At 61.1% G+C, this 24289-nt stretch carries 20 protein-coding genes, 1 tRNA gene and 3 pseudogenes; 8 read left to right on the top strand and 16 right to left on the bottom strand.

Annotated features, from left to right (window positions below; translation table 11 throughout):
* Positions 1–142: 142 nt before the first annotated feature.
* Positions 143–1561, bottom strand: coding sequence for a flagellin (locus tag OKW27_RS28600; RefSeq protein ID WP_429335479.1), 1419 nt, complete (start codon positions 1559–1561; stop codon positions 143–145).
* A 413-nt stretch (positions 1562–1974) separates the two neighbouring features.
* On the opposite strand from OKW27_RS28600, the gene OKW27_RS28605 reads away from it, so the two are divergent.
* Positions 1975–4107 (top strand): tetratricopeptide repeat protein, encoded by a 2133-nt coding sequence (locus OKW27_RS28605; protein WP_429335480.1) that lies wholly within the window; start codon positions 1975–1977, stop codon positions 4105–4107.
* Between the two features lie 30 nt (positions 4108–4137).
* Here OKW27_RS28605 and OKW27_RS28610 read toward each other — a convergent pair whose 3' ends face one another.
* A complete protein-coding gene (locus OKW27_RS28610) occupies positions 4138–4629 on the bottom strand; it encodes a hypothetical protein (protein ID WP_429335481.1) in 492 nt (163 codons plus the stop codon).
* Positions 4630–4720: 91 nt separating this feature from the next.
* On the opposite strand from OKW27_RS28610, the gene OKW27_RS28615 reads away from it, so the two are divergent.
* The 4 genes and pseudogenes from OKW27_RS28615 to OKW27_RS28630 all read left to right on the top strand — a co-directional run bounded on the left by OKW27_RS28615 (position 4721) and on the right by OKW27_RS28630 (position 10080).
* The gene (locus tag OKW27_RS28615) at positions 4721–5860 is read left to right on the top strand and encodes a tyrosine-type recombinase/integrase (RefSeq protein ID WP_429335482.1); all 1140 of its coding nucleotides are present in this window, start codon (positions 4721–4723) and stop codon (positions 5858–5860) included.
* Positions 5861–6560: 700 nt separating this feature from the next.
* Positions 6561–6875, top strand: a pseudogene (locus OKW27_RS28620) (hypothetical protein); the annotation flags it as partial.
* Positions 6876–6877: 2 nt separating this feature from the next.
* Positions 6878–7723 (top strand): hypothetical protein, encoded by an 846-nt coding sequence (locus tag OKW27_RS28625; protein ID WP_429336650.1) that lies wholly within the window; start codon positions 6878–6880, stop codon positions 7721–7723.
* Entirely contained in the window at positions 7720–10080 is a 2361-nt protein-coding gene (locus OKW27_RS28630; protein WP_429335483.1) for a hypothetical protein, read from the top strand. The genes OKW27_RS28625 and OKW27_RS28630 overlap by 4 nt, the downstream gene beginning before the upstream one ends.
* Positions 10081–10431: 351 nt before the next feature.
* Here the strand turns inward: OKW27_RS28630 and OKW27_RS28635 are convergent.
* From OKW27_RS28635 to OKW27_RS28670, 8 genes and pseudogenes are all read right to left on the bottom strand, one after another.
* Positions 10432–10973: pseudogene (locus OKW27_RS28635) on the bottom strand (recombinase family protein); the annotation flags it as partial.
* Positions 10970–11788, bottom strand: a complete 819-nt coding sequence (locus OKW27_RS28640) for a hypothetical protein (protein ID WP_429335484.1) — start codon at positions 11786–11788, stop codon at positions 10970–10972. The gene OKW27_RS28640 and the pseudogene OKW27_RS28635, both read right to left, overlap by 4 nt.
* A 24-nt stretch (positions 11789–11812) precedes the next feature.
* Positions 11813–12778, bottom strand: coding sequence for a phosphotransferase family protein (locus OKW27_RS28645; RefSeq protein ID WP_429335485.1), 966 nt, complete (start codon positions 12776–12778; stop codon positions 11813–11815).
* Complete coding sequence (locus OKW27_RS28650) at positions 12771–13466, bottom strand: hypothetical protein (protein ID WP_429335486.1); 696 nt, start codon at positions 13464–13466, stop codon at positions 12771–12773. The genes OKW27_RS28645 and OKW27_RS28650 overlap by 8 nt, the downstream gene beginning before the upstream one ends.
* Before the next feature lie 159 nt (positions 13467–13625).
* Positions 13626–14378 (bottom strand): abortive infection family protein, encoded by a 753-nt coding sequence (locus tag OKW27_RS28655; protein ID WP_429335487.1) that lies wholly within the window; start codon positions 14376–14378, stop codon positions 13626–13628.
* A 58-nt stretch (positions 14379–14436) separates the two neighbouring features.
* Positions 14437–15027: a recombinase family protein gene (locus OKW27_RS28660; protein ID WP_429335488.1), complete on the bottom strand. Its 591-nt coding sequence runs from the start codon at positions 15025–15027 to the stop codon at positions 14437–14439.
* Between the two features lie 545 nt (positions 15028–15572).
* Positions 15573–15694: pseudogene (locus OKW27_RS28665) on the bottom strand (IS5/IS1182 family transposase); the annotation flags it as partial.
* Positions 15682–16314, bottom strand: a complete 633-nt coding sequence (locus tag OKW27_RS28670; RefSeq protein ID WP_018421953.1) for a TetR/AcrR family transcriptional regulator — start codon at positions 16312–16314, stop codon at positions 15682–15684. The gene OKW27_RS28670 and the pseudogene OKW27_RS28665, both read right to left, overlap by 13 nt.
* A 285-nt stretch (positions 16315–16599) precedes the next feature.
* On the opposite strand from OKW27_RS28670, the gene OKW27_RS28675 reads away from it, so the two are divergent.
* Both OKW27_RS28675 and OKW27_RS28680 read left to right on the top strand, forming a co-directional pair.
* Complete coding sequence (locus tag OKW27_RS28675) at positions 16600–17493, top strand: NAD(P)/FAD-dependent oxidoreductase (protein WP_018421952.1); 894 nt, start codon at positions 16600–16602, stop codon at positions 17491–17493.
* A 95-nt stretch (positions 17494–17588) separates the two neighbouring features.
* Positions 17589–18452: a class I SAM-dependent methyltransferase gene (locus OKW27_RS28680; protein ID WP_184062109.1), complete on the top strand. Its 864-nt coding sequence runs from the start codon at positions 17589–17591 to the stop codon at positions 18450–18452.
* Between the two features lie 271 nt (positions 18453–18723).
* Here OKW27_RS28680 and OKW27_RS28685 read toward each other — a convergent pair whose 3' ends face one another.
* The 6 genes from OKW27_RS28685 to OKW27_RS28710 form a co-directional block, all read right to left on the bottom strand.
* Entirely contained in the window at positions 18724–19029 is a 306-nt protein-coding gene (locus OKW27_RS28685; protein ID WP_184061027.1) for a hypothetical protein, read from the bottom strand.
* Positions 19030–19398: 369 nt separating this feature from the next.
* Positions 19399–19623: a hypothetical protein gene (locus OKW27_RS28690; protein ID WP_429335489.1), complete on the bottom strand. Its 225-nt coding sequence runs from the start codon at positions 19621–19623 to the stop codon at positions 19399–19401.
* A 327-nt stretch (positions 19624–19950) separates the two neighbouring features.
* Entirely contained in the window at positions 19951–20496 is a 546-nt protein-coding gene (locus OKW27_RS28695) for a hypothetical protein (protein WP_429335490.1), read from the bottom strand.
* A gap of 529 nt (positions 20497–21025) precedes the next feature.
* A complete protein-coding gene (locus OKW27_RS28700; protein WP_429335491.1) occupies positions 21026–21826 on the bottom strand; it encodes a reverse transcriptase domain-containing protein in 801 nt (266 codons plus the stop codon).
* A 656-nt stretch (positions 21827–22482) separates the two neighbouring features.
* Positions 22483–22713, bottom strand: a complete 231-nt coding sequence (locus OKW27_RS28705) for a helix-turn-helix transcriptional regulator (RefSeq protein ID WP_429335492.1) — start codon at positions 22711–22713, stop codon at positions 22483–22485.
* A gap of 225 nt (positions 22714–22938) precedes the next feature.
* Positions 22939–23014: transfer RNA gene (locus OKW27_RS28710), tRNA-Arg, on the bottom strand.
* Between the two features lie 308 nt (positions 23015–23322).
* Between OKW27_RS28710 and OKW27_RS28715 the strand changes: the two genes are divergently transcribed.
* Positions 23323–24240, top strand: a complete 918-nt coding sequence (locus OKW27_RS28715; RefSeq protein WP_429335493.1) for a c-type cytochrome — start codon at positions 23323–23325, stop codon at positions 24238–24240.
* Positions 24241–24289: the final 49 nt, after the last annotated feature.

A 24289-nucleotide genomic window follows, 5' to 3' on the forward strand; every position in this document is an offset into this window, starting at 1 on the left:
GCTCCGTGCGTCGGCAATGCCGGTTAAAGCGATTTAACAAGCGGGGTAACGCGGGAAAAGACAATCGGGAGGCGAGCCTCCCGACGGGTTTGCGTCCGGCGCGCATCGAGCCGCGCGCCGGCTGCCTGCAGCGGGAAGCGCCTTACTGGAGGAGCTTCAGGATCTGCTGCGGCTGCGAGTTCGCTTGTGCCAGCACCGAGATACCGGCTTGTTGCAGAACCTGTGCCTTGCTCAGGTTAGCCGTTTCTTGTGCGAAGTCGGCGTCCTGGATCGACGATTGTGCGGTCGACAGGTCGGTCGACTGAGCTTGCTGCGTCGTGCCGATTGCGCTGAAGCGGTTTTGTGCGGCGCCGAGCGTTGCTTGCAGGTTGTTGACAGCGTTCAGCGCGTTGTCGATGGTCAGCATTGCTGCCGAAGCGCCGTCCTTGGTCGAGATGTCGATCTGCGAAACCGTGTTCGACTGGCTCAGCTTGTCGATGGTCGCGCCCATTGCGTCTGTAGTCTTGCCCGCAGCATCGAGATTCGGGTTATCGCCGGCCACTTGATTCGCGGTCGCGATAGCGCCCGTTACCGCTTCGACGTCGGTCGACATAGCCGCACCGGTTTCGCCAGTCAGCGTGGTATTGCCGTTGCTGTCCGTACCAATAGTACCGCCTTGGAAGACTGCGGTAGCAACAGCGTTAGTCAAGGCCTTACCGTTCTGGTCCGTGAGCGTGAAGCCGCCCTTACCGTCGGCAATCACGTTGATCTGCGAGACAGTAGCGTTCTCGCTGCCGTTCGTATTAAGCGTCCACGTCTGCGAAGCATCACCTGCTGCAGCCGGAAGCGCGGCGCCACCGGTCACTTCGGCCGCGGGGGCATTCGCGAAGGCCGTGATCGTCGAAGCATCGGTGATGGCGTTACCGTTCTGGTCCGTGTACGAGACCGAATTCGTAGCGTTGTCCCACGAAGCCGTGACCGACGTGATACCCGCAGCCGCCGCCGCAGCGCCGTTGCTATCCAGCGAGACCGAGAACGAGCCGAGCGTGTTGCCCGCTGCCGGAACGCCGCCGCCAATCGAAGCAGCGGACATCGACTGCGAGAGATTCAGCGAGATCGACTGACCGACGTTTGCGCCGACCTGGAACGACACGTTGCCCAACGAGCCGTCGAGGACGTTCATGCCGTTGTACGTCGTTTGCGACGCGATACGGTTGATTTCCGAGACTTGCTGGTTCACTTCCTGTTGAAGTGCAGCACGGTCGTTGTCGGTCATCGAACCGTTAGCTGCTTGCGTAGCAAGCTGGCGGATACGCTGGAGCGACGAAGTCAGCGACGACAGACCCGACGATGCCGTTTGCACCATCGACGTACCATCGTTCGAGTTCGACACACCCTGATTCAGACCGTTGATCTGGGTCTGCATGATGTTCGAGATCGCAAGACCTGCTGCGTCGTCTGCTGCGCTGTTGATGCGCTTGCCCGACGACAGACGCGTGATCGCTTGCGACAGTGCGCTACCCGAGCCGGTCAGGTTCTGTTGCGCGACGAGCGAGTTGGTGTTGGTGTTGATTCCGAGCATTGACATTCTCCTGATGGGGCCATCGGCCCAGTAACGGCAGCGGTTCGTTGGCCGGCCGCCTTGTTTGTGATTACGACCCCACCTGGAAAAACTTTAGCTGCCTTGTTGATGCGACCCTCTGGGCTGACGCCCTTCCCTCGCCCGCGTGCGGTGGGGAGGCGCTTTTCAAGATGGGGGACGCCAGGCTTCGTCCTTCGGCGGCTTAAGGCTCGCAGGCGTCGAAGCCACTTCGCGTCGCAATGCTGATTGAGCATCCGATCGCCCTTGATCTGCACCCGGCCTTACGGCTTCGAAAGACAAAGCCCGCGCAGCACGTCATCGGTCGAATTGAACCGAGCTGCCAGCTCAATTCGGGCCGCCACCGCGCGTGCGCATGCCTTAAGCTGCGAATCCACCGCCCCTCTACGACGACCGTGACCGCTACGAGCCCACTTGCCCCCACGCGCCAGCACATTCTGAGCGAAGCCACTGCCCTCGGCGCCACCGGGCAGTTCGCCGACGCACTGGCGCTGCTTGCACCGCTCGTCGGCGCGAAGGCCACGCCGGAGGACGCGGAGCACGCCGATGCGCTCAACCTCGCGGCCATGTGCGCCACGGGTGTGGGCCAGCCCGCGCAGGCGCAAGCTCTATGGTTGCGCTGCATTCAAGCGAAGCCGGATTTCGCCGACGCGTATCTGGGGCTCGGAGCGATGCTCGCGACCCTCAATCAGCCTGCCGAAGCGGAAGCGGTTTACGGGCGGCTTGCCGCGATACGCCCCGATGACGCCGATGTCCACAGCAATCGCGGGATCGTGCTGCACCGTCTCGGACGGCATGACGCGGCCCAGGCCGCGTACCGGGTGGCGCTCGCACTTCGCCCGGACCACGTCGACGCGAACTACAACCTCGGCATCGTGCTTCATGAACAGCGCCGCCTCGACGAAGCGGAGGCGGCCTATCGCACAGCGCTCGCCGTGAACCCGCAATTTGCCAAGGCGAACAACAACCTCGGCAATCTGTTGCGCGAACGCGGCCGGATCGAAGAGGCTGAAGAAGCGTATCGGCAGGCGCTGCTCGCGCACCCGCAATATCCCGAGGCACTGAACAACCTGGGGGCGCTTTACAGGGCGCTCGGCCGGCTCCGGGAAGCCGAGCTGGCTTGCCGCCTCGCGCTTCAGATCCGCCCCGCCTATGCGGACGCGCTCAACAATCTCGGCTGTGTGCTCACCGAACTCAAGCGCCTGCCCGAGGCGGAGAGCGCCTACCGGCAGACGCTCGCGTTGCGCCCCGCCTTCGCCGAGGCGCACTACAACCTCGGCTGCGTCCTGCACGCACTGGACAAACTGGTCGATGCCGAATGCGCGTATCGCGAGGCGCTTCGGCTCGCGCCGAACCGCGTCGAAGCGGCCAATAACCTGGGTTGCACGCTGCTTGCGCAAGCGCGCCTGCCCGAGGCTCTCGCGGCGTTTCGCCACGCGCTCACGTTGCGTGCCGACATCGCCGAAACACACTTCAACATCGGCAGCATCGTGAAAGAGCTCGGCGACCCGGAGCAAGCCGAAGCCGCCTACCGCGGCGCGCTCGCGCTGCGCCCCGACTACGGCGACGCGAAGTTCCGTCTCGCCACGCTGCTCATCAGCATGGGCCGCTTCGAAGAAGGCTTTCTCCTCTACGAATGCCGCTACGAGATGGCTGGGTTCGCGCATCACGCCTCGCAGTCGATGCTGAGGTGTCCGCGCTGGCGAGGCGAGCCGCTCGCCGGCAAATCACTCCTCGTTTGGCAGGAGGATGGACTCGGCGACATGCTGCAGTTCGGGCGTTATCTGCGCCTGTTGAAGGCTCAGGGCGCCGCGCACGTCGCGTTTGCCTGTATGGCACCGCTACAACGCCTGTTCGCCGATGTCGATGGAGTCGACGCGGTGCTCAGTCATGACGAAGCCTCGGCGCGCGCCGGCGATTTCGATTGCTGGATCAGCGCGCTCAGCGCACCGCTGTATCTGGGCACGACGCTCGACACGATTCCGCCTCCCCTGCGCATCACCCTGGCCCCGTCGCGCGTCGAGCATTGGCGCGCGCGCCTTGCCGTGCTGGGCGCGGGACACCGGGTGGGTCTCGTCTGGAAGGGCAACCCGAAACACCACAACGACGTGCACCGTTCGCTACCGTTGCTCAACACACTGGCGCCGCTCTGGAGCCTGCCGGGCGTGAAATTCGTGAGCCTGCAAAAGGGCGCGGGGGAAGACGAAGCGCTGTCATTCCCTGCGAGCCTCCCGATCCTGCCTCTCGGCGCAGACCTCGAAGACTTCACCGACACGGCTGCGGTCATCTCGCAACTCGATCTGCTGATCTGTGTGGACACTTCGACGGCACATCTGGCAGCCTCGCTCGGCAAACCATGCTGGGTGCTCTTGCCGGCACGCGACGTGGACTGGCGGTGGATGCACGGCCGTGACGACTCGCCGTGGTATCCCGATACGGTTCGCCTGTTCAGGCGAGGGCTGGATGAACCGTGGGTCGCAGTCGCGGAGCGCGTGCGACAGGTTTGCGCTGCGTGGTTCGGCGTGTGATATCAACGCCGCGCTTGCGCTGAGGTGAGGCTAGTCACACATGCTGCGAAACACCACGGCAGCGATCATAGGCGCGCAGAGCACGAGCAGCACCAAGGCATCGAGCAGGCGAACCAGGCGGTGTCGCAGATGGGCCAGATGACGCAGCGGAACGCGGCGGCGGCCAGTTCGTTGCACGACCATGCCGGTCAACTGGTTCAGCAGGCCTCGGATTTCAGGGTGGCTTGAAGCGGCTTCCGGGTTCGCGCAGAAAGTTTTCCGGTCGTCGGCGTTGCTGGGGTGTGATGAGACCGGCAACTGATGCTGGAAGCACGCCATGTTGGAGCGCAAGACGTTGGTTCTGACGCCACGACAAAAAACTAAAGGCCCCAGGCTTTCGCCAAAGGGCCTTGTTTTATCGGGTTTTCTGCGAACCCGGATCATGCCTAATCCTGGTGCGCCCGGCTGGGATCGAACCAGCAACCCCTGCCTTCGGAGGGCCGGAATGATCGTTTTTTGCAGTTCACGGAAGTCCAGCAACAAGCAATAAGTAGCTGATTTTGCATGATTTTAGATCACTGACGTGCGATGAAGTCCACCCTAGAATTTCCGTACCAATTCCGTACGGAAAAATATGGCCACAACAATCAACTCCAAGACGTCGCGCGATAAGCTCGCACCGCGCCGCGAGCCTTATTGGTCGCGCATTCAAGCAGGACTGTTTGTCGGTTACCGCAAGCCGACCGGGGGCGAAGGAACTTGGATTGCGCGCCGCCGCAATGAGGACGGCAAGCAGCAATACAGGGCACTCGGCACCCTCGCCGCCTACGACGATGCTGTGAAGGCGGCGAGCGAGTGGGCCAATGCAATCGACGCCGGCGTTTCGTCGAAAGGCATGACAGTCAAGGAGGCATGCGAGCATTACGTAAAGCACCTTGGCCTGCACAAAGGCGCGTCAAGCAAAGCCGACGCAGAAGGCCGGTTCAGGCGCCTTGTCTATGACGCGAAGATTGGGAAAATCGATCTATCGAAGCTTCGCACGTCGGATATCAAGACATGGCTATCCGTTCAGATTGAACTCGGCGAGAGTGACGCGGAAGATGAAGACGACCTGCGCCGCGCCAAGGACAGTGCAAATCGCAACCTCGCATCGCTGAAAGCGGCGCTGAATCTCGCCTTACATGATCGACTTGTCGCGACGGACGCTGGCTGGAAAACCGTGGCGAAATTCAAAGACGTGGGCCGCAGACGACAAGCGTTCCTCTCAGCCGACCAGCGCAAGGCTTTGATAAGCGCCTGTGCCACCGATATAAGACAGTTGGCGACCGCTATGCTGTTGACCGGCGCGCGGCCCGGCGAGCTTGCAAATGCGTCCGTCCGGCACTTCGCCCGTGAGCAAGGGACTCTCGCTCTTGAGGGCAAAACTGGGCACCGTGTTATTACCCTTTCGTCCGCAGCCATCGCCTTCTTCGCCGAACAGACGAAGAACAAGATAGGGAACGCGCCCATCCTAGCGACGGAGTTCGGGCAGCGCTGGAACAAGGATTCGTGGAAGAAACCCTTCAGAACCGCCGTGCTGGCTGCAAAGCTTCCCTCAACGGTCGTCATGTACTCCCTTCGGCACACGGCCATCAGCGAGTTCATTGCGAATGGTGCAGACAGCTTCATCGTAGCGAGGTTGGCAGGAACGTCGACTGCCATGATCGACAAGCATTACGGACATCTACGCCACGACAAGACGCGAGCGAAGCTGGACGCGATTGCAATGCTGTAACCCGCTGCGCCGATCTCGTTCGCCGGGAGAGTGACGCCGAAACCTAATTTGGCCGCGCCGTTTGCTGAGCCGATCGCAGAAACGGTCGGACTGTATCGCCGCCCCAATCGATCGCATAAAAATCAATGACCGAACGTCTCAGTTCGACCCATTAGTCGTTCAGAGCGGAGTCGCCGCCACGGCCCCTTTCAAGGGCGGTCACTCGATCAGGTCACTGCATTCCCAGATGACGGTGGCTGCTATCGCCGGGAGTTCGCGTACGATGACCGTCCCCGTTCATGCGGTCGCCATGTTCCGCCGAGCGGTACGGTCGTCGTCTTTGAGCACGCACTGCCGTTCAATAAAAGCTTAATAGACTTGGTGTCGTACCGCACATATAAGGCAAAAAAAGCCTTCGACTTTGAAAGTTCTAACTAATCTTGTTCCTAGACATCGAGTCATACCATTGTGTTTGCTGCATAACAGTTAATCCGAAAAGCCTCCCCGATAAAAATCAACTACAAGACTTCGGTAATATCGCTAAGGATTGGCACACGTCGTCGCGAGAAGCATTCCTGAAGAATGCCGAACAATTTCTACCTAGTTTGCGCAACGGCCGAAAGAGGAAGTTGTCATGACGGGAAAATGGGTCCGGCAAACTGCCGCGGAACCGGCAGTCGTGTTCGTTCATGGCGTCCTGTCCTCAGGCGAGGCCTGTTGGATGAACAAGGAGAGCGGCGCCTATTGGCCTCAGCTGGTGGCCGACGCTGATCCGGTGTCCGGTTCGAGCGTATATGTGTCGACCTATCGCACAGGCACAGACGCGGGTACTTACAGCGTCAACGACGCGGCCAAGGCCGTGTTCGAGGAACTCCGATTGGATGGCGTGCTTGATCACGGATCCATCGTGTTCGTCTGCCACAGCATGGGAGGCCTCGTGGTGCGGCGCATGTTGGTGCAGCAGCGAAAAGAACTTGCCGGCAAACAATTGGGTTTGTTGCTAGCCGCGTCGCCGTCACTCGGTTCGAGCTATGCCAATTGGTTGACACCGATCGCTCGCTTTTTTTTAATCACGCCCAGGCCGACGTCATGCGCTTGGGCGAAGACAACCAGTGGCTGGCGACTCTGGACGATGACTTCCTCAATCTCCTCGACGAGCACAATATTGCAGGGCGCGAACTTTACGAAGACATATCGATCTTCAAAAGCGGATTGCTCTCTCTTGGGCCCATAGTGTCGCCTTTAAGTGCGCGGCGTTATTTTAGAGATCCGCTGAAGATTCCTGGTTCGAACCATTTTACGATCGCCAAGCCGGAAAACAGCCAGGCTTTGCAGCACAAGGTGCTGATGGAATTTATCCTCCAGCGCCAACAAGTGCTGCACGAGGAAGTTCCCTCAGTAACTCCAAATACGGCCTCGGTGAGCGTAAGCGCACCATCTGCGGCCGAAATACTCGCTCACGAGAACTTGGCCGACTATCTGCTCGCTGCCAATGAGATTGCACTGGGTCGGCTGGTGGCGTGTGTCCCAGCAGGAGCTGGCGTCGAGGCGGCTTTCGTAAAGGAAAAGTTCAGACGGCAATATCTAGCCGCCACCGATAGCGCTGACATTCACGACCGAGTTGCGGCTGCTTCCGCACTGGTAAATGCGCTATACCCCGAATTCCAAGGCCGTTGGTATTTGGTGAGCGTAACGAGCAGTGAACTCGCGCCCATCATTAACCCGCCGGAAGACGTTCTTCGGACGGCTCTGACCGCTTCCAGACTTAAGGGCCCCCGGATGCTCGCCGCAATGATCGCTGAGATGCCGCTGCCCGCCATTATCGCTGCGCGCCACGAAGTCGACGCCATGTTGCGGGCCTTGCTGAAGGGAGAGGCCGCATGAAACGCTTTCTTACCACGGTGCTCTTTGCGCTGGCGTGCGTCAGCGCTCTTATACCGGCGTTCGCGCAGATCACGCAGAATCTGCGCGACGAGGTGATGCAGCAGGCGCAGTCGCTGGCGTTATCTTCTTCGGCGCTTCGAGAAGAATTGCGACTAACCGGTTTTCTCGACGACGCAAGGACAGATCAGATCGTCGAGCACTCGCCTCCTGCCCACGCGCTTGCCTGGGCGGCCTTGCAGGCCGAACGGAAGCGGCCTGGCGCGGCATTGGAACTGCTGCAGACCGTGGCCCAAGGCATCGCTGCGCATCACACGAACGCTATTCGGTTTGAACCACAATTACAAACGTTTTTCAGCCAATTTCCGCCCAACGCACCTGTGCCGTCGCCGACCGCGCACAGATTCGCTTTTGATCGCACAGTCGAGTCAACGTCTGACGTCGCGGCGCGCCTGCCCACGCCCGCCCGGGAGTTATTAAAACCGCTCGCCAAATACTCGGGTGTCTATCCAGGCGGTATGCGCGGCCTAATGGTCGACGTGCTGCGGTTGCCGGAGACCGACGCCATGGACATTGAACAGTCCTCCTCGGATGCGTCGCACGCGCTGTTCCTTGGCATAGAGCGCGCACCGATTCCACCGCCCCAAGAACAGCACTTGCGCGACGTTCTCGCCGCGCTGCTCGTGCATGGCGGCAAGGCCATTCGCTTCGAAGACGCCGTGACCCGGTTCGGCAGCGATCATGTCGCGTCGAATGATGGCAGAGGGCAGAAACGCGAACCTCTGGTCGCTGCGCGCGAAGCGTCGCAGAATTCCGTGTCAGCCGATACGGTTCGAGAACACGACGAGATCATTGCCCTCGCCGGAAGAATGGTGGACAACTTGCGCAACCACCCAGATCAACCGTCTCCCGATCTGTCGGGCGGTGGCGGCGGCGGTGGCGGTGGCGGTGGCGGTGGCGGTGGCGGCGGGAGCCCACATCCCCCGGCGGAACCAATGTCGCGTACGCCCAGTTTCGAACTTACCGCGCGGCAATTGCATTCGGAGAGCATCGAGCCGGTCCACGCAATGCCCGGCTTCTCCGGAATGCGCGCCATGGGTGGCGGTCGCGGTGGCGGCGGCATCGTTATGGGCAGTGCAGTTGCCTCGTCCCTTTCCGGAAAGCCGCTTGCGATTTCGTTCCGCAGGATCGAGCGCTCCGACCGCGTCGTGCCAGTGGTCGCGATGAATGACGGCCGGGTGCTGTTCGGGCCGCCCGTCCGGCCAGATGTACTTCTCGCCGCCTACCGGATCGGCTTCGGCGATCCGCGGCGGAAGGTGCAGCCCCTCTCCGCAAGCGGTTCGAAAGGCGAGGTGCTCATCTCGCTGCTTGTGCGCCGACAGCGGCCGGTCGAGTTGTCGGAGTTCCTTGTGAGTCCCGCGATCTCCGACCTAGCCATCGGGCGGGATCTAATCGTCACCGACGGCGCCGAATTCCTGTTTTCGGAACAGTTGGATCATCGGCTTGGCGCCACCAACGGCCCTCCGCCGCCGACGAACGCTAGGGTCCTGAACGTCGTAGAGTGGCGACGTGCGGTGGAGGCAGGCCAATTCGGCGACTGGTACCGCTTCGCGGAGCGGCCCTCGTTGATCTCGGCGAAGGGTGACGTGATAGAGGTCCGTGCGCAATCCGGCGAAAGCCGTGAGGTGTTGTTCGAATTCGTTCGACCTGCGGACCCGCCTGGGGTGAGTCACCCATTGCCCGAGCGTTCGATCATCATCAGCGGCGCGCCCGACACCTTGCCCGAATTAGGCACGCTCAACGATTTTCTGCAAACGGCCGCCATCCTGCGGTGGGGCGCCGGCGCGGGCGCCAAGTGGATCAACGGCGGCCTCAAGGTCAACACCCTCAATGACGTGCGCACCGTGGTGCTTCGTGACGGCACCGTAACCTTCGATTCGCACGGCGCCGTGGAAATCGAACTCCAGGAAATACGCGTCCTGACCGCCGCGGCGATGGCTTCCGTCCCTCAGGACAAGCTCCCCGACGCGAAAAAACTCAATGACGCCATTGCCAGCGTGCGTAAGCTGGACCTGCTGCAGGCGGAGATGGACGCTCGCGGGTATTCCTCCGAGATCACCAGCCAAGCGACGCAACGTGCCGCGATGAGCGAGTTCGCAGGCAATTCAAGTCCTGTGCTGTCGGCCATCCTTGACATCCTGAGAAAGGACATGCCTAAAGCCGACTTCCAGCAGTTGCAATTGGACTTGGCCGCTTGCAAGGACAAGACCACCTGCAGTAGGCCTAGGCTCGTGCTTATGAAATTCATAAACGTCGAACCATGGGCCCGAGGGTTGCTTGAGGCAGGCATGTCCGATTGAGCAAAGACCACATTCAACCGCGCCTGCAAAAATCCGTTACGCAAACTCATCGCCTCGTACGCGGCCGGTTATCGTCGCACGGCCTGGGAAGACAACATCCACTGATTGTTCGTCTTCGGCAATCGAATGGCCGTTTGTTTGCGGGGAGCCGCCGTCCGAACGTCCGAGCGACGCGACAAACGAATGACGCTTCATGGCCCGGCCAGAAACGCACTGCTCGTTCACCCACGTTCAAGCCGTCAATTGCACTGCAATAGACGGCTGCACTGGCCGTGCCTTGCAACCGGTTGCAAAGTGGACGAAGCATAGTTCTGCGGGGCGCGAGCGGGTCTGCATGAATGCGGACTCGCATAACGTCTGACGGCTGGCGTTCAGTGCGCGTCCGATCGAAGCGATGGACTGCCCTTGCACTAACCGTTCGCGCGCGTCAGCTTCTGTTTGTCGCTGAGTGCTCCGAGCCGCCCCAGCACCTTGCGGGCGTCCCTCGCACGAGCAAGGCAGGCGCCCGTGCGTGCCCCCACCAGATCGCGTTCGAATTCCGTCACAGCGGACGACACAGACATTGCCATCTTGCCGGCGGCGCTAGCTAGGTCCGCACCGCCGAGTGCCAGACAATGTGCGCGAATGCCCGCTTGCTCCAAGTCCTCGACAGTCGTGCACACATCCATCGCATTGCGCCCGAGTCGATCAACCCCCGTAACTACCAGCACGTCGCCAGCCTCTAGCCGGTCGCAGAGCTTGGAGAGGCCTTTGCGTTGACCGGCTGCAACGGACCCTGACACGCACTCCACAACCACGGGGCGCGGCTCGATGTTAAATCCCGCCGCGCGTATCTCGTGAAACTGGCTCTCGGTGGTCTGCTCGGCGCGCGTCATCGGGCATTTGCGCCTCATCCGTTCGGGTTTTCATGCGTTGTACCGAAAAGCGCCTTCGCGGCCAAGCGCAATCGCTGCGTGACGTCGACAGTGCTGAAGCCACCGAGCACTGCCACGCCCAGCCACCAGAACGATTCAGTGCCCTGCTGGATGTCAGTGGAGGTCAGCAACCGTGCCTTGAGTAGAATGACGAGCACGAACCCGAGGATCGCACCGACGAGCGGACGCGTGGCGTAGAGCGGCCACCAATGGGTCAGGTCGAGCTTACCGGTGTAACAAGCGTGCCCAACGAAGTCGACAAGCGATCGCAGAATGGCGCCGAGCGTCCCCCCCATAAACCCAAGCAGCAGCAACAACTGGATCTGGCCGACCTGCGTGGCGCCGGTCTGGTAGGCGAGCTTGTCGATCGCTGCCTGGTAGGAGCGAATGGTCGCATTGGTCGTCGACGCAGAGGTGGTCGAACCCACCTCTTCTTTGGGTCCCGTATCAAACTCAAGCAGATCCCGCAGTCGCAGTTGCAGTTCGGCGTCCAGCGACCCACGGTAAGTCAGCGAGTGATGTTCTGGATCATAGTGGAAAGCGGCAGGGCCGTCCTTGAGGTGCACGCCGGCCGGTAGTTCCCATGACACCGAGCTCTCGACGAAAGTCGCCTCGTTGAACTTCCGAATGGTGACGTACGCCCAGCTAATCGTGCCGAACGCCACCACCAGATGGCACAAGATGAGAATAGTCTTCTGCCATTGGGTAGCTGGGTGTAGCGGGTCATTTTGGTTGTCTCCGGATGCCTCTGCTGGAGCTGGGGTCGGAGCCGGAGGCAGGTTCATGTCACTCATGTCATTCTCGTCTTCTTTGTTGTGTCAGCAGATCGTGGCCAATCGCCGCAGGGCCGGGATGATGCCCGGCACTATGTCGACCAACGCGTCGCGCGGACGCCCCGTCGGCAGTGGCAGGTGCGCATAGCGGGCGAGCCTAAGGGCCCGCAGGACAGCGTACCAGGCAATGAGATCGTCCTCCTCGTCGGACAGGGCCTGCGGCCAAGCCTGTCGAAACTGCGGAAAAAACGGATCGGGACCGTGTACAGCAGCGGCGTAGCCCAGCGTCGCCAGCGGGTCTCCGCTCAGACAGCCCTCGAAGTCAATCAATCCGGCGACACGACCGTCTTCCTTGACAAGTATGTTGCCAAAGTTGACGTCGCCCCAAACGAGTCGCCGCGTCGCGCGCGCTGGTGCCGGCGGCCCGGCGCGAACAACGCGCTCGATTTCGCCCGCGAGCGTCGGCTCAAGCAGGCTATGGTGCTTAATCGACACCAAACCGGAACGCATCGCGTCGTGGACGAAGGAGTCCCATGAAGCGTCGCGCGCCGCCACGCTCGATACGAGCTCGCCCGAACCTACGAACGTAAGATCCTGCAGCCGGTAGAGATGCCCGGCAAGATCTTCAGCCAGGACGCGACGACGCGCGTCGTCGAAACCGGGCAGCCGGTCGGACAGAGTCTCGCCCTCGATGCGACGATATGCCACGTAGTTGAGCGGCGCAGACGGTCCAGCTCGCGAATCGCCAATCGGCTGCGGCACAGGCAAACCGGCACGGCAACAGCGCAGCAGCAGGTCGGGCTCTTGGTGCACGAGCGCCGACCGGGACGCCGGGTAAAACCGCACGATCACATCGTCGTCGCGTTCGGTGCGCACGCGGCACTTGAAAGTCATCATGCCCTGATGCAGCAGTTCGACGACGAGCACGCGTGTGCGCAACAGACCGCCGACAACGCGCGCCGCGGCCTCGGTGAGCGTAGAGACCGACGTGTGGTCCGGGGTGTTAGCCATGCACCGTCTCCAGGGCGCGCAGATCGGGCCGGAAGAACAGGCGCGCAAAATCGTCAAGCTGCGCTTCGTAGTTGCGATGTGCGCGCAGCCAGTCCCGCGTCAACGGATCGAATGTCAAGTCGAGCGTGCTCGCATAATGAACAATCCGGAACCAGAGCACGACGTTGCGATCTAGAGTTGCGGTCGGAACGTAGGGCCCGTGTGGGTAGTCAAAGCGGACCATCTTCATCACTCGTCGCGCCGCGTCGCGAGCCCCATTCTGTGGGTCGAAGGCTTCGCCCGTACGCAGATCGAAGGCGACCGCATTGGCCGTGAAGTCAAACTGGTCCAGGACGTCCACGATGTCTTCACAAGGCCAAAGGCCCGGGGCAAAATCCGCGACAGGGATCAGATCGGCGTACCTCACCTCACGGTCCGTGGGGTACCAGCGCGGTGAGCCGTAGGGGGTGGCATCCAGGCGGCCGGTACACCCGAGGTAGTCGATCGCCGACGCAACGGATGTGCCCTGCAGGAAGAAGTCGAAGTCCTTGGGGGCTGCTGGAACCCCCATTAGTACATTACGGACGACGCCCCCCGCCACGTAAACCCTCAGGTCATCGAAGGTCTGCATCGCCTCGGCCAGCGAAGGGTAGCCACACCAGACCTCAAGGTGTCTTCGAACGTCGACAAAAGCGTGGGTTAGAGTCATCGTCTTAGGCTGCGGCAGCCACACGGCTGCTTTCTATTTGGCCGCCGATTGTAGCAGGCTGAATCTCGGTCATAACTACGGCCCGTAGCGCCAGCGCCCATATAGCGCGGCATGTCCAAGGCGTGGCGCCGTCCGACATGCCGCTAAACCTTGTGACGCCTATTCCGTCTCCGCACTCCGCGCGTCGAAGGTTGCCAGCAAATAGAGCGCCAGCGCCCCAGAGAGATTTACCGCAAGCTCCGCGTGCCTTGACGCTGGTCTGGCCGCGCGCTTTCCCGTACCGTGGGCGTCACTTAGCCTGTTTCTCAGTGCGCCCAACCCCTCCACGACCGACTGGCACCCACCAAGGATTTGCTTGAACACGCCCTCGGTATGCTGGCTTGGAGCAAGGTTCAACGCCTTGGAAGTAAGACGGTATAGCTCAGGCAACTCGGGCGAGTCTCCGTAGACAATCTCAAGTTCATCAAGTATGTGCTTGCACGTGGTCTCAAGGAGGGTCCGGGCCATCGTTATGGCTCCTTCTGGGTCAGCCTGTCGCCGTTCTAGCGCTTTGCGCCAAGCCGTCTGGAGGTACTCAGCATCAAACTTCTCAATCGCGGCAGTTACTACGTGATCAGCCGGGCTAGATGCACCCTGCTCAATTCGCTCCAAGAGCGGCCTGAACTCGTTCCACAAGTAGGCTCGGCGCTCCGCATAGGTTGGGAACTTCTGCTTTATGAACTGCCAGAACTGGCTCAGGTCTCGGCAGGTTCTAACGAACTTCGGGGCCAGAGCCGCATATTCTGGGCGCGCAAGCAGTGAAGCCCGCAGGCTGCCATAGTCGCCCTCGTAAGCAGGGCCGTTGGTGGCGTGCGACACGAGGATGTTTTGCAGCGATTCAACTTCGTCCAGCAGTTGTGAAGAGTGCGGCACGCTCAATCTCCTGGGCAATGCAACCCGTTGCAAAAAAAGATCGGACAACGCGCCCCCGCTAGGATGCCGCCTGTTCGTAGCGGGAGCGTAGGCGCATGACAGTCTGGCGGCTCGTATGCAAGTCGCGGGCGATTGATGCTATGGAGTGCCCCTGTGCGAGCCTTTCTCGCGCCTGGGCCTCTTGCTTCTCTCCGAGCGCCCGGGGCCGGCCGAGCAACTTGCCTCCGTCGCGTGCGCGAGCGATGCCGGCAGCCGTGCGTTCCAGAAGCAAGTCGCGCTCGAACTCCGCAACGGCGGACAGAACGGACATCGTCATCTTCCCTGCCGCGCTTGTCAGGTCGGCCCCACCGAGCGCGAGACAATGCACGCGGATGCCCGCCCGCTCCAGGTCCTCGACAGTTGAGCGCACATCCATCGCGTTGCGCCCAAGCCGGTCGAGCTTCGTCACCACCAGCACGTCGCCGGCCTCCAGCCGGTCGCGCAGCTTGGCGAAGCCTTTGCGCTGGCTCGCCGCAACGGACCCAGAGACGCACTCGGCGACCACGCGGCGCGGCTCGATGTTGAAACCCGCCGCCCGTATCTCATGGACTTGATTGTCGGTGGTCTGCTCGGCGGTTGACACACGGCAATACGCGAAAACTCGGCCCATTGTTGTTCTCCAGTTCGAAAAGGCTGTACGAAACAATGACAGGGTACAAAACTGTGTCAAGCAGATTTTTGGACAGGTCGCCGGAGGCAGTCCGAAAACGACCGGTTTTGGACAAGCTATGTAGCTAAATCGGGCAGCAAACGACCCGTTGCAGCCGGTCGAGCAGTCTCTGTTCTAAGGGTAGGTATCGGAGTGGAACGATCATTCCGTGCCGTCGCCTGGGGGGCAAGTCATCGGCCTCTGCGGACGCTTAGACCCGTGAGTTGGTGAGGCGGCTTACGCCGTGCAAGGATGACGTCTTGCTCGACCCTCGAATTGCTCTCGAACTTAAGTTTGATTTCTCTATAAGCAATCAGCTTGTCGTTCACCAGATCGAAAGGAAGCGCCCGCAAGGTTAGGGATGGTGTTCAGAACTCGTTTTGCCGCACTGAGCCATCCACATAGGGCCGATGCGGTGGAAGCGGTGCGGCACCTGGCTCGAATGCAGCGCTACGTTCGGCATAAGGAAGGCGCCGATTGCCTGCCCGCGCGGGCGGCTTTTGCGCTCATGCAGCGGCCTCGCGCATCAGTCGTTCGCGCGTCATCCACAGATTGCTTAGAGCGAACAGCGTGTGCAACTCTGCGGGTTCTTCATCAAGCCGCGATAGCGCAACTTTAGATGCCACCGTGCGCGGCGATGAACATGGCGACGGCCGACCGGCAATAGGATTCGATTTCGTTGTCATCCTCTGCTCTCGCCTCATCGAAGCGTGCGACAAGCAGAAGATCGGATCCTTTGAAAAGCGCGGCAAACAAGCGGGCGGATCGGAGAGCATCGGGTACGTTCAGAATCGCTTTCGCGTGCAACTGACGCAACACGGCCTCGATTTGGGCGATGACATGGGCGGGCCCGGCTTCGTAATGGAGCTTGCTTAACGACTTTTGATTCGTCTTGTCGGCCAAAACCATGGCTTCGACACTGCGGACGTCCGGGCTCAACAGCGTGCGAAGCAGGGATGATCCCACCGCCATGAGCTGATCTTCGGCTGAACCGTCGACGCTTTCAGAAAGGGCCTGGGGTGCAAATTGATGGCAGTGGGCCACCATGGCCGCGCTGAACAGCGCCTCCTTGTTCTCGAAGTGCCGATAGATGCTGAGCTTGGATATCTTCGCCCGCTGCGCGACCTTGTCCATGGTCGTCGCTTGAAAACCCAATTCCACAAAGAGCTCGCAGGCGGCGTCGACGATCGTTTGGCGAAGCGCCTCGTTGGCGGGCCGGCCGCGCCGGCTCTGGCTGTTTTCGGTCACAACAATTCCAGTACTTGACAGTATTCAAATTCTTGCACTACGATACCACGCAGTATCTTAAATGTGCAAGCCAAGGACAGGTTTCAACCAGTTGCCCAAATCAGGTTTCCCCGGGGCGCCTGGCGATATCGAATGCGGGATTGTGGGGCCGATCAATACAGCCATCAGCAACTTTCTCGCCAATGCCGAAGCCCTACTCGCTGACCGTCTCAAGCGCGTATCGCTGGACGATATTGCACACCACGCCCAGCCCACCCCTCCAATCACAACACGGAGCCCATCACCATGGATGACGTCATCATCATCGGCGGCAGCTTCGCCGGCCTCGCCGCCGCCCTGCAGCTCGGTCGTGCCCGCCGCAAGGTCACGGTTCTCGATACCGGCCGGCCGCGCAACCGCTTTGCAGGCCACTCGCATGGCTTGCTCGGCCACGATCACAAGCCACCGCTGGACATCCTGGTCGAGGCGCGGCAGCAGTTGACGCGCTATCCAACGATCAGGCTGGTCAATGCCCGGGCCGAGAGCGTGTCTGGCGCCATCGACGATTTCTGCGTCGTCACTGACGATAACGAAAGCCTGAGGGCGCACCGCCTGATCCTGAGCTATGGCGTCGCCGACCAGATGCCTGATGTTCCGGGCTTTGCCGAAAGCTGGGGCACGTCCATCGTGCCCTGCCCCTATTGCGACGGCTTTGAAGTCGCCGGCCAGCATTGGGGCCTCGTCTGGTCCAGCCCGCAGTCGCACCAGTCTGCCAGGCTGTTCCGCGATTGGACGGACAAGCTGACTGTCTTCGCCGATGGTCATGACATTGCGCCCGATATCCAAGTCGATCTGGCGCGTCGCAACATACCTGTCGTCGATGGCCGGATCGTCGAGATCGCCCATCACAAGGGCCATATCAACACCGTCAATCTCGATACCCGCCGCAATGTCGCGGTCGACGTCCTGTTCGCCCATCCGCGCAACAAGCCGTCCGCACGCCTGCATGAATCACTGGGCCTCGCCACGGTCGATACGCCCACCGGCATCGTCCTCAAAGTCGACGAGCGCCGCCAAACCAGCATGCCCGGCATCTACGCCGCTGGCGACCTCGCCACGCCCTTCTTGCCCTCGGTCACCCAGGCTTCATCGCAGGGCGCGATGGCGGGTATCTTCGCCCAGCAGTCGATGGTGGTTTGAGAGCACAGATCCCTGCTCTTGTTGCGTCGTCGCCTTCGAAAAGGTTGGCGTAAATCGACGCGGCGAAAGGCGGATCGTCGAGTCAAGGAGATGACATGGCAAAGCAAAGTGCTGATCAGGTGGGTGACTGGAATGGTCAAAGCGGGGAGCGCTGGGTCGCCAACCAGGCCCGGCTCGACGCTCTGGTGGCGGTGTTCGGCCAGGCCGCGATCGAAGCCGCCGCGCCCGCGACGGGTGAGCGCGTGCTGGACATCGGCTGCGGCGCGGGTGCGTCAAGTCTGGCTCTGGCCGCTCGCGTCGGCGCGGGGGGCCAAGTGCTGGGCGTGGACATATCCGAACCGCTGATCGATCGAGCGCGCGCGCTTGCGCGCCACGATACGCCGGCCCTGTTTCAGGTGGCCGACGCCAGCAGCGCAGAGCTGCCCGAAGGCGCGTTCGACATTCTGTTCTCGCGTTTCGGCGTGATGTTTTTCCCCGATCCGACAGCGGCGTTCGCCCATATGCGACGCGCGCTCCGGCCGGGCGGCCGGGTCGCTTTCGTCTGCTGGCGCGGTGCGGCCGAGAACGATTGGATGCGACTGCCGGTGGGCGCGCTCAAGGACATCGTCCCGCCGAGCGCGCTCCCCGATCCCGAAGCGCCCGGCCCGTTTTCGTTCGGCGACCGGAAGCACGTGGCGCGCATCCTGACGGCGGCCGGTTTCACCGAAATCGTTATCTCGCCCTTCGACGCGGCCGTCCCATTCGGCGAGGGCGAAACGCGGGACGCGGCGATCGACGACGCAGTGAGGATGACGCTTGAGGTCGGCCCGCTGTCGCGTGCGCTCGCTGGTCAGCCCGACGACATCCGCGCCCGTGCCTCCGCCGCAGTTCGTGCCGCCTTCGCGAGCCTCCCCGGCGAGGGGTCGGTGATGATCAACGGCGCGGCATGGGTCGTCATGGCACGAAATCCGGCAAGCTGACAGGGATTAACAGGGGAGATGCCTCCGCTCGGTGGAACAGGGCGTCTTTGGCCGGCCAGATTGATGTCCCTTCTGGCCGCTGAACGAGCGCTCGCCTTGCGACAATCAGATGGCCGGTTGCGAAGCAGAGCCGACGCCTGAGCGGCCTTCCGGCGGCGCATGTGACCGGCAGTTTGTGGCCGAACTGGGCCTGACGACCAGACACCGTACGCCCGATCAAGTCCAGACTTCTACAGGTGCATTGGATGACGGGAATCGCCTCTTGAGTCGATTACTTGACGAACCCTCGCTGCCTTCTCTCCGCGTCGATCCGCTCCACTTCACCTTGCCAGTGCTTTTCTTGGTCGGCGTCATTGGCGTTCATCGCGCGAAGCACGTTATTCATCGCCTCTATCTTGGCTCGCCTCAAGTTCGCCTTGACGCGAAGCGTCTCATAGTCGCCATAGTCCACGGGTTTATAAGCTCCGCCCAGCACCGAGTGTGCATAGATTCTGTACATCTCAGTGGCAATGACGGCTGCCTGCTCGCCATCCATGCCTTCGCTTTCCAACGCGAGTACAAACGCATGCGTGTCCATTGAACATCCTTATCGCAGTTCATTCACTTCGGCAGGTGACGCCAACACAGCCCACTCCCATGTCGCGGAACCTGCGGGCCATTTTGACGTCCACGTCCTTCCCCAAAGGAGGATTGCATACCAACCCTGACAGCCTTACAGTAAATGTATCCATGACCGAACACACATCGTCATAGCGAAGCCAGCCGCTCTGTCGGTGAAAGCGCATCAGCCCTGAATGCGGGCGGCCCCACTGAAGTCTTTATATGGGCGCGTGACGGGCCGGCGCCACTATGGCAACCGGAACACCGTCTGCTTCTCGGCACGGAACTGCCCCAGCTCGTTCAGCGCTTCATCTACACGGCCCCGGATCTCCTTCTTCATTCGGGATCACTTCCAGATGTGTAAAAGGATGCCCGTGGCGAGCCCGATAGCGACCGCAGCGGACCAGATTTGGTTGCGCAGGCCGGACACGGCAATCGTCAAGTCCTGCTTCGTCGCAAGCTGGTCGATCGAGGTCCCCTCGTTGATGCACTCGGCCAACGCTTCAGCCGCTTCCTGGGTCATGCCGCCCTTGGTTTGCATGTGCCGTGCAAATTTGAGAGTGTCGATCATGCTCTTCTCCGTTGTGTCAGCTAACAGCAGGGTGGTCTCACGGACCAGCCGGCCGTCAGGATGGTCCCACAGACCAGGCTGCCGTCAGGGTGGTCTCACAGACCAGGCTGCCGTCAGGGTGGTCTCACGGACCAGCCGGCCGTCAGGATGGTCCCACAGACCAGGCTGCCGTCAGGGTGGTCTCACAGACCAGGCTGCCGTCAGGGTGGTCTCACAGACCAGGCTGCCGTCAGGGTGGTCTCACAGACCAGGCTGCCGTCAGGGTGGTCTCACAGACCAGGCTGCCGTCAGGGTGGTCTCACAGACCAGGCTGCCGTCAGGGTGGTCTCACAGACCAGGCTGCCGTGCCAGCGCGACTGCTTGGTTGATGCGGTGGATCGTGTCGGCATGCGTGCTGCGGAAGTACAGGCTGGTCTCCTGGTGCTCGCCGAACACCGTGACGATCGCACGGGCTTCATCGAGCGTGAAGACAGCCTGCAAGCGGTTGCGAGCGTTGCGAGCTTCGAACGCCGGGCGGGGTAGCATCCCCTTAGCCATCCACCGGTAAAGCACCTGGAGGTCCCGGTTTAATGCCTGCGCCAGCTCGTCGAGCATGACCGTTTTCGCGCTGCCACGCGCTACGCCGTTCTGCTCGATGTCGCGCGTCTTCGCGAAGGCGTCAAGCATCGGGAGATTACGCCGGCAGTCCTCGCCCTCACTCACCTCGAATCCGGCAACGCGACGCGCCTCAAACTGCGTCTGTCGCGCGCGTTGTAAAACCTCGGTCCGATAGGTCGGGTCGTCCTGATACCGCTGGCGACGACGAGCGTTGCGTTCCTCGCCCCAGTAGCGATCCTTCTTCGAATCTGTAGGAGCCGTTTTGGTAGTTCCCATGCGCCCTCCTAGTTTGTCTGGATGCAACTATGACATGGCAATGGGACATATGTTAGATATTTCGCATACCTAATTTTTGCAACCGGTTTCAAAATCTGTGTATCCACCTCCCCGACAACATCGCTACGCGCGCAGCCACACGATTGTCTGGCAGCTAAAAGCGCATCAGTCGCCAGCCTCGAATGCGCGTGCCGCCGCCAAACCCGTTATAGGGGCGCGTGACGGGCCGGTGCCATTGGGGCAACCGGAACACCGTCTGCGACCTATCAAAGACAAGGGTGACGAACTGGAAACGATGCACGACGGGCTCTATGTCATTCGCACCTCCCAACTGTCAGCCCATGTCATGCCATGTCTTGTGAGGTTTGCTATAGGCAGCCACCGCTCAGGCACATCGGTAAACGAATTTAGGTTTGCGTGCGTGTTCTTAAGAGCATGCAACCGGTTTCAAAATCCGCATAAAAAAGACGACAACGCTCATTTGAGATGTCATAGATGACTGTGAGCGGTGAGACCATCGCTCCAGCTTTTAGCCCGCCCCAAGGTCCCATATCGGCGTTGCGTCGACGCCAAGGTCTTCGATTATCGAGCACGCCGCCACCAACAATTCGACTCGATCATGGGTAGACAGACTCCCTAAGAAGCTTCTGACGTAGCGCGACGCGTCGGACAGCGCCCTATCGCCACAAGCCTGCCCCCGCTCCGCTCGCCAGCGGACGCTATCGAGAAACTGAGTGCGTGCTTCTCGCGGAAGCCGGGCACTGACGAGATAGCTGCGTGCTTCGCTCGTAGTCAGTTGAATTCGCTTGAACTCAATCCCGAGGAATTCAATCCCGTCTCGTACGTCACGCGGCTCTTCCCAGTCGATTTGCAAGGGCCCCGCCGGATGCCTTTCAAAAAACTGCTGAAAACGGCACACTTGTGCACTCACATCGTCTTGCGACTCTCCCAGCACAAACAGGTCGTCGCCGTAAGAAAACACGCGGCCAGGCGGTAACGGCTGCAACCCTGCTTCGATTAGCCAGTAAGCGACAAGCGGTGATGAGGCTGCGCCTTGTGGCAGAGCCAGCGAGGGTCCGGATGCAAAAGACTCGTCACATCTCCGTAGGTAATGCTCATATCTTCGGTGGTCTCTTTCTCTCTGGTCGATTGCCTCCTTTACGTCGATTGCTACAGTGTGTTGAATGACCTTGGGCGTGAGTGGCAACACCTCCTGCGCCAAGTCAAGTCGTATGTTGTCAAAGCAGTTCCGAATATCGACCTTCGCGCAGTGAGTCAGCAGAGGGTTGTCTTTGAGCATTTGCGTGATCGTCTCCACGACGGTCGACATACCTCCGCCATACAAAGCCTGTCCGCGATACATACGACACGAAGCCGCAGCCAGTGCCGCATCCACCAATCGCTGACGCGTGGAACGTACGATTCCGAACGTGTAGAACGTCCGCCAACGGCCATCGCCTTTTGACTTGCCTCGGCGATAGAACGGCTCCAAGCAAGGGACCGAAGGATCAAGCGACCACGGCAGCATTTCGCCCCCCTCTTGCTGATCTCTCCATCGTGCGTAGAGCGCCGCCTCGCGCTCGGGCAAAGTCTGAAATCGGAATGGCCCTTTGCCACCGAGCCACGTTTCGTGGAGAACATGGAAGTGGACCAAACGTGACCGCAAAAAGGTCTTCACCGCCTCCCTTAGTACTCGCTTAGGCCGCTCGGTCGTCAGACACAATGACTCTTGCCGAACGCCCTCGATCAATTCCCCGTAGCGCTTAGCGCAACGCCGACGCCATTGTTGAAAATTAGGATCGCATCGGTAGCCATAAACCAGCGGACTGAGACCACGGTCCCGCACGAGTCGGGGAATGATACGAGGCAGTTGCCGAGTCGATCCGGCTGCATGCTGGGGGGAAAGCAACCTGTTCGCCGACGCGCCACGCGATTCCGCCGGGATGATTGTTGACCGAGCATCGGCAATGGAGCGAGGCGTGATGATCATTTGCTCACCTCATACAGAGAGAGCGAGTCGCCCCCGGTGCTCAGCCGAGAGTCGATCCAGCGACCAATATCCTCCTGACGCCATGCAACCGCCCGGCGACCGATACGCACTGGAGCAGGAAAACTCCCGCTTTTGATCATGACGTAGATGGAGCTTTTGCGGAGGCCTGTAAGCCCGCAGACATCAGGCAGCCGGTAAAGACGCAGTCCGAATTGTGTGTTTTCCATAGGAGTTCATCCGTGTCCGAATGGCTCCATTGTGGGAAATCGCACGGCGGCAACAAGAGGGGTGGATTTTGAAACCAGTTGCAAAACGCGGTATTCGATGCGGAGATGCACCGTGGCGTCGAACTTTGATGAGGAACGCGCGAGAACGCATTTCCGTACGTTTTCCGTACGACGGCAACAGAAAAGTTGCCCTATTCGCCAACTTGCTGTTTTATATATGCTTTTTGGTGCGCCCGGCTGGGATCGAACCAGCAACCCCTGCCTTCGGAGGGCAGTACTCTATCCATTGAGCTACGGGCGCTTCACCACAAAACTGCGGGGAATCTACGCGAAAGCGCGCCAACCAGAACGGACGCGACGCCAACGCGAGAGACCGCAAGGATACCCGGTTTCGGCCGAACCGTCCACAGGACGGCCTCCGACGCCCATCCGAGCGTCTTCCCCGAGCTCTGCCATCGTCCATGCCGATCCGGGTAAACGCCTGCTGAACACCGTCCTGGCCCCCTCGCCGCCGCCGAAAGCTTGCGTCTATAATCGTCCGTGGCTGATAAAGAACAAGAAGTTGCCGTCGCGCTGTACCGCTCACACACCCACGGAGACGAGACAAGCATGAGCGAAGCACCACACGGAGCCCCGATTAAAACCCCAGCACAGCTCATCGCCGCGGTCATCGCCGGGTTTGCTGTGCCGATCGTCATCATCGTTCTGCTCGCCGTCTACGTCGATAATTCGACGCGCACCGGCGCCGGCACCGACTCTCTCTCCGAAGCCGAAGTCACCTCCCGCATCCATCCGATCGCCCAAGTCGAGATCCGCGACGCCAACGCACCGCGCGTCTACAAGACCGGCGAGGAAGTCTACAAGGCGGTCTGCTCGGCGTGTCACGCGTCGGGTGCCGCAGGCGCGCCGAAATTCACCAACACCGCCGACTGGGCGCCGCGCATCGCGCAGGGCTTCGACACGCTGTGGCACACCGCGCTGTCCGGCAAGGGCGCCATGCCGCCGCGCGGCGGCACGAGCCCCGACGACTACAGTGACTTCGAGATCGCGCGCGCGGTCGTCTATATGGCGAACAATTCGGGCGCGAGCTTCCCCGAGCCGGCGCTGCCGGCATCCGGCGCGGCCGCGGCATCCGGCGCGGCAGCGGCATCCGGTGCAGCAGCGGCATCCGGTGCAGCAGGTGCATCGAATGCGGGCGCGGCCCAGGCCGCCGCGGCGATGGCCGCAATGGCCAGCGTGCCGCAGACTCCCGCCCCGGCAGCAGGTGGCGCGCAAAGCGCGGACGCCTCGCAGGCCGGCAAAGCGCTGTATCAGTCGGTATGCCAGGCCTGTCACGCGACCGGCGTGCTGAACGCGCCGAAGTTCGGTGACAAGGAAGCATGGGCGCCGCGCCTGAAGGACCCGATGAACACCGTCTATAACTACGCGCTGCACGGCAAGGGCGCGATGCCGCCGAAGGGCGGCTCGAACGCATCGGATGCGGACGTGAAGGCCGCGGTCGACTATATGGTCAGCGCGGTGAAGTAAAGCACGCGGCATCGGTCGTCGCTGAAATGAAAAATCCCTGCATGCGCTA

It is taken from the genome of Paraburkholderia sp. 35.1, assembly GCF_050436525.1.
Lineage (GTDB): Bacteria > Pseudomonadota > Gammaproteobacteria > Burkholderiales > Burkholderiaceae > Paraburkholderia > Paraburkholderia tuberum.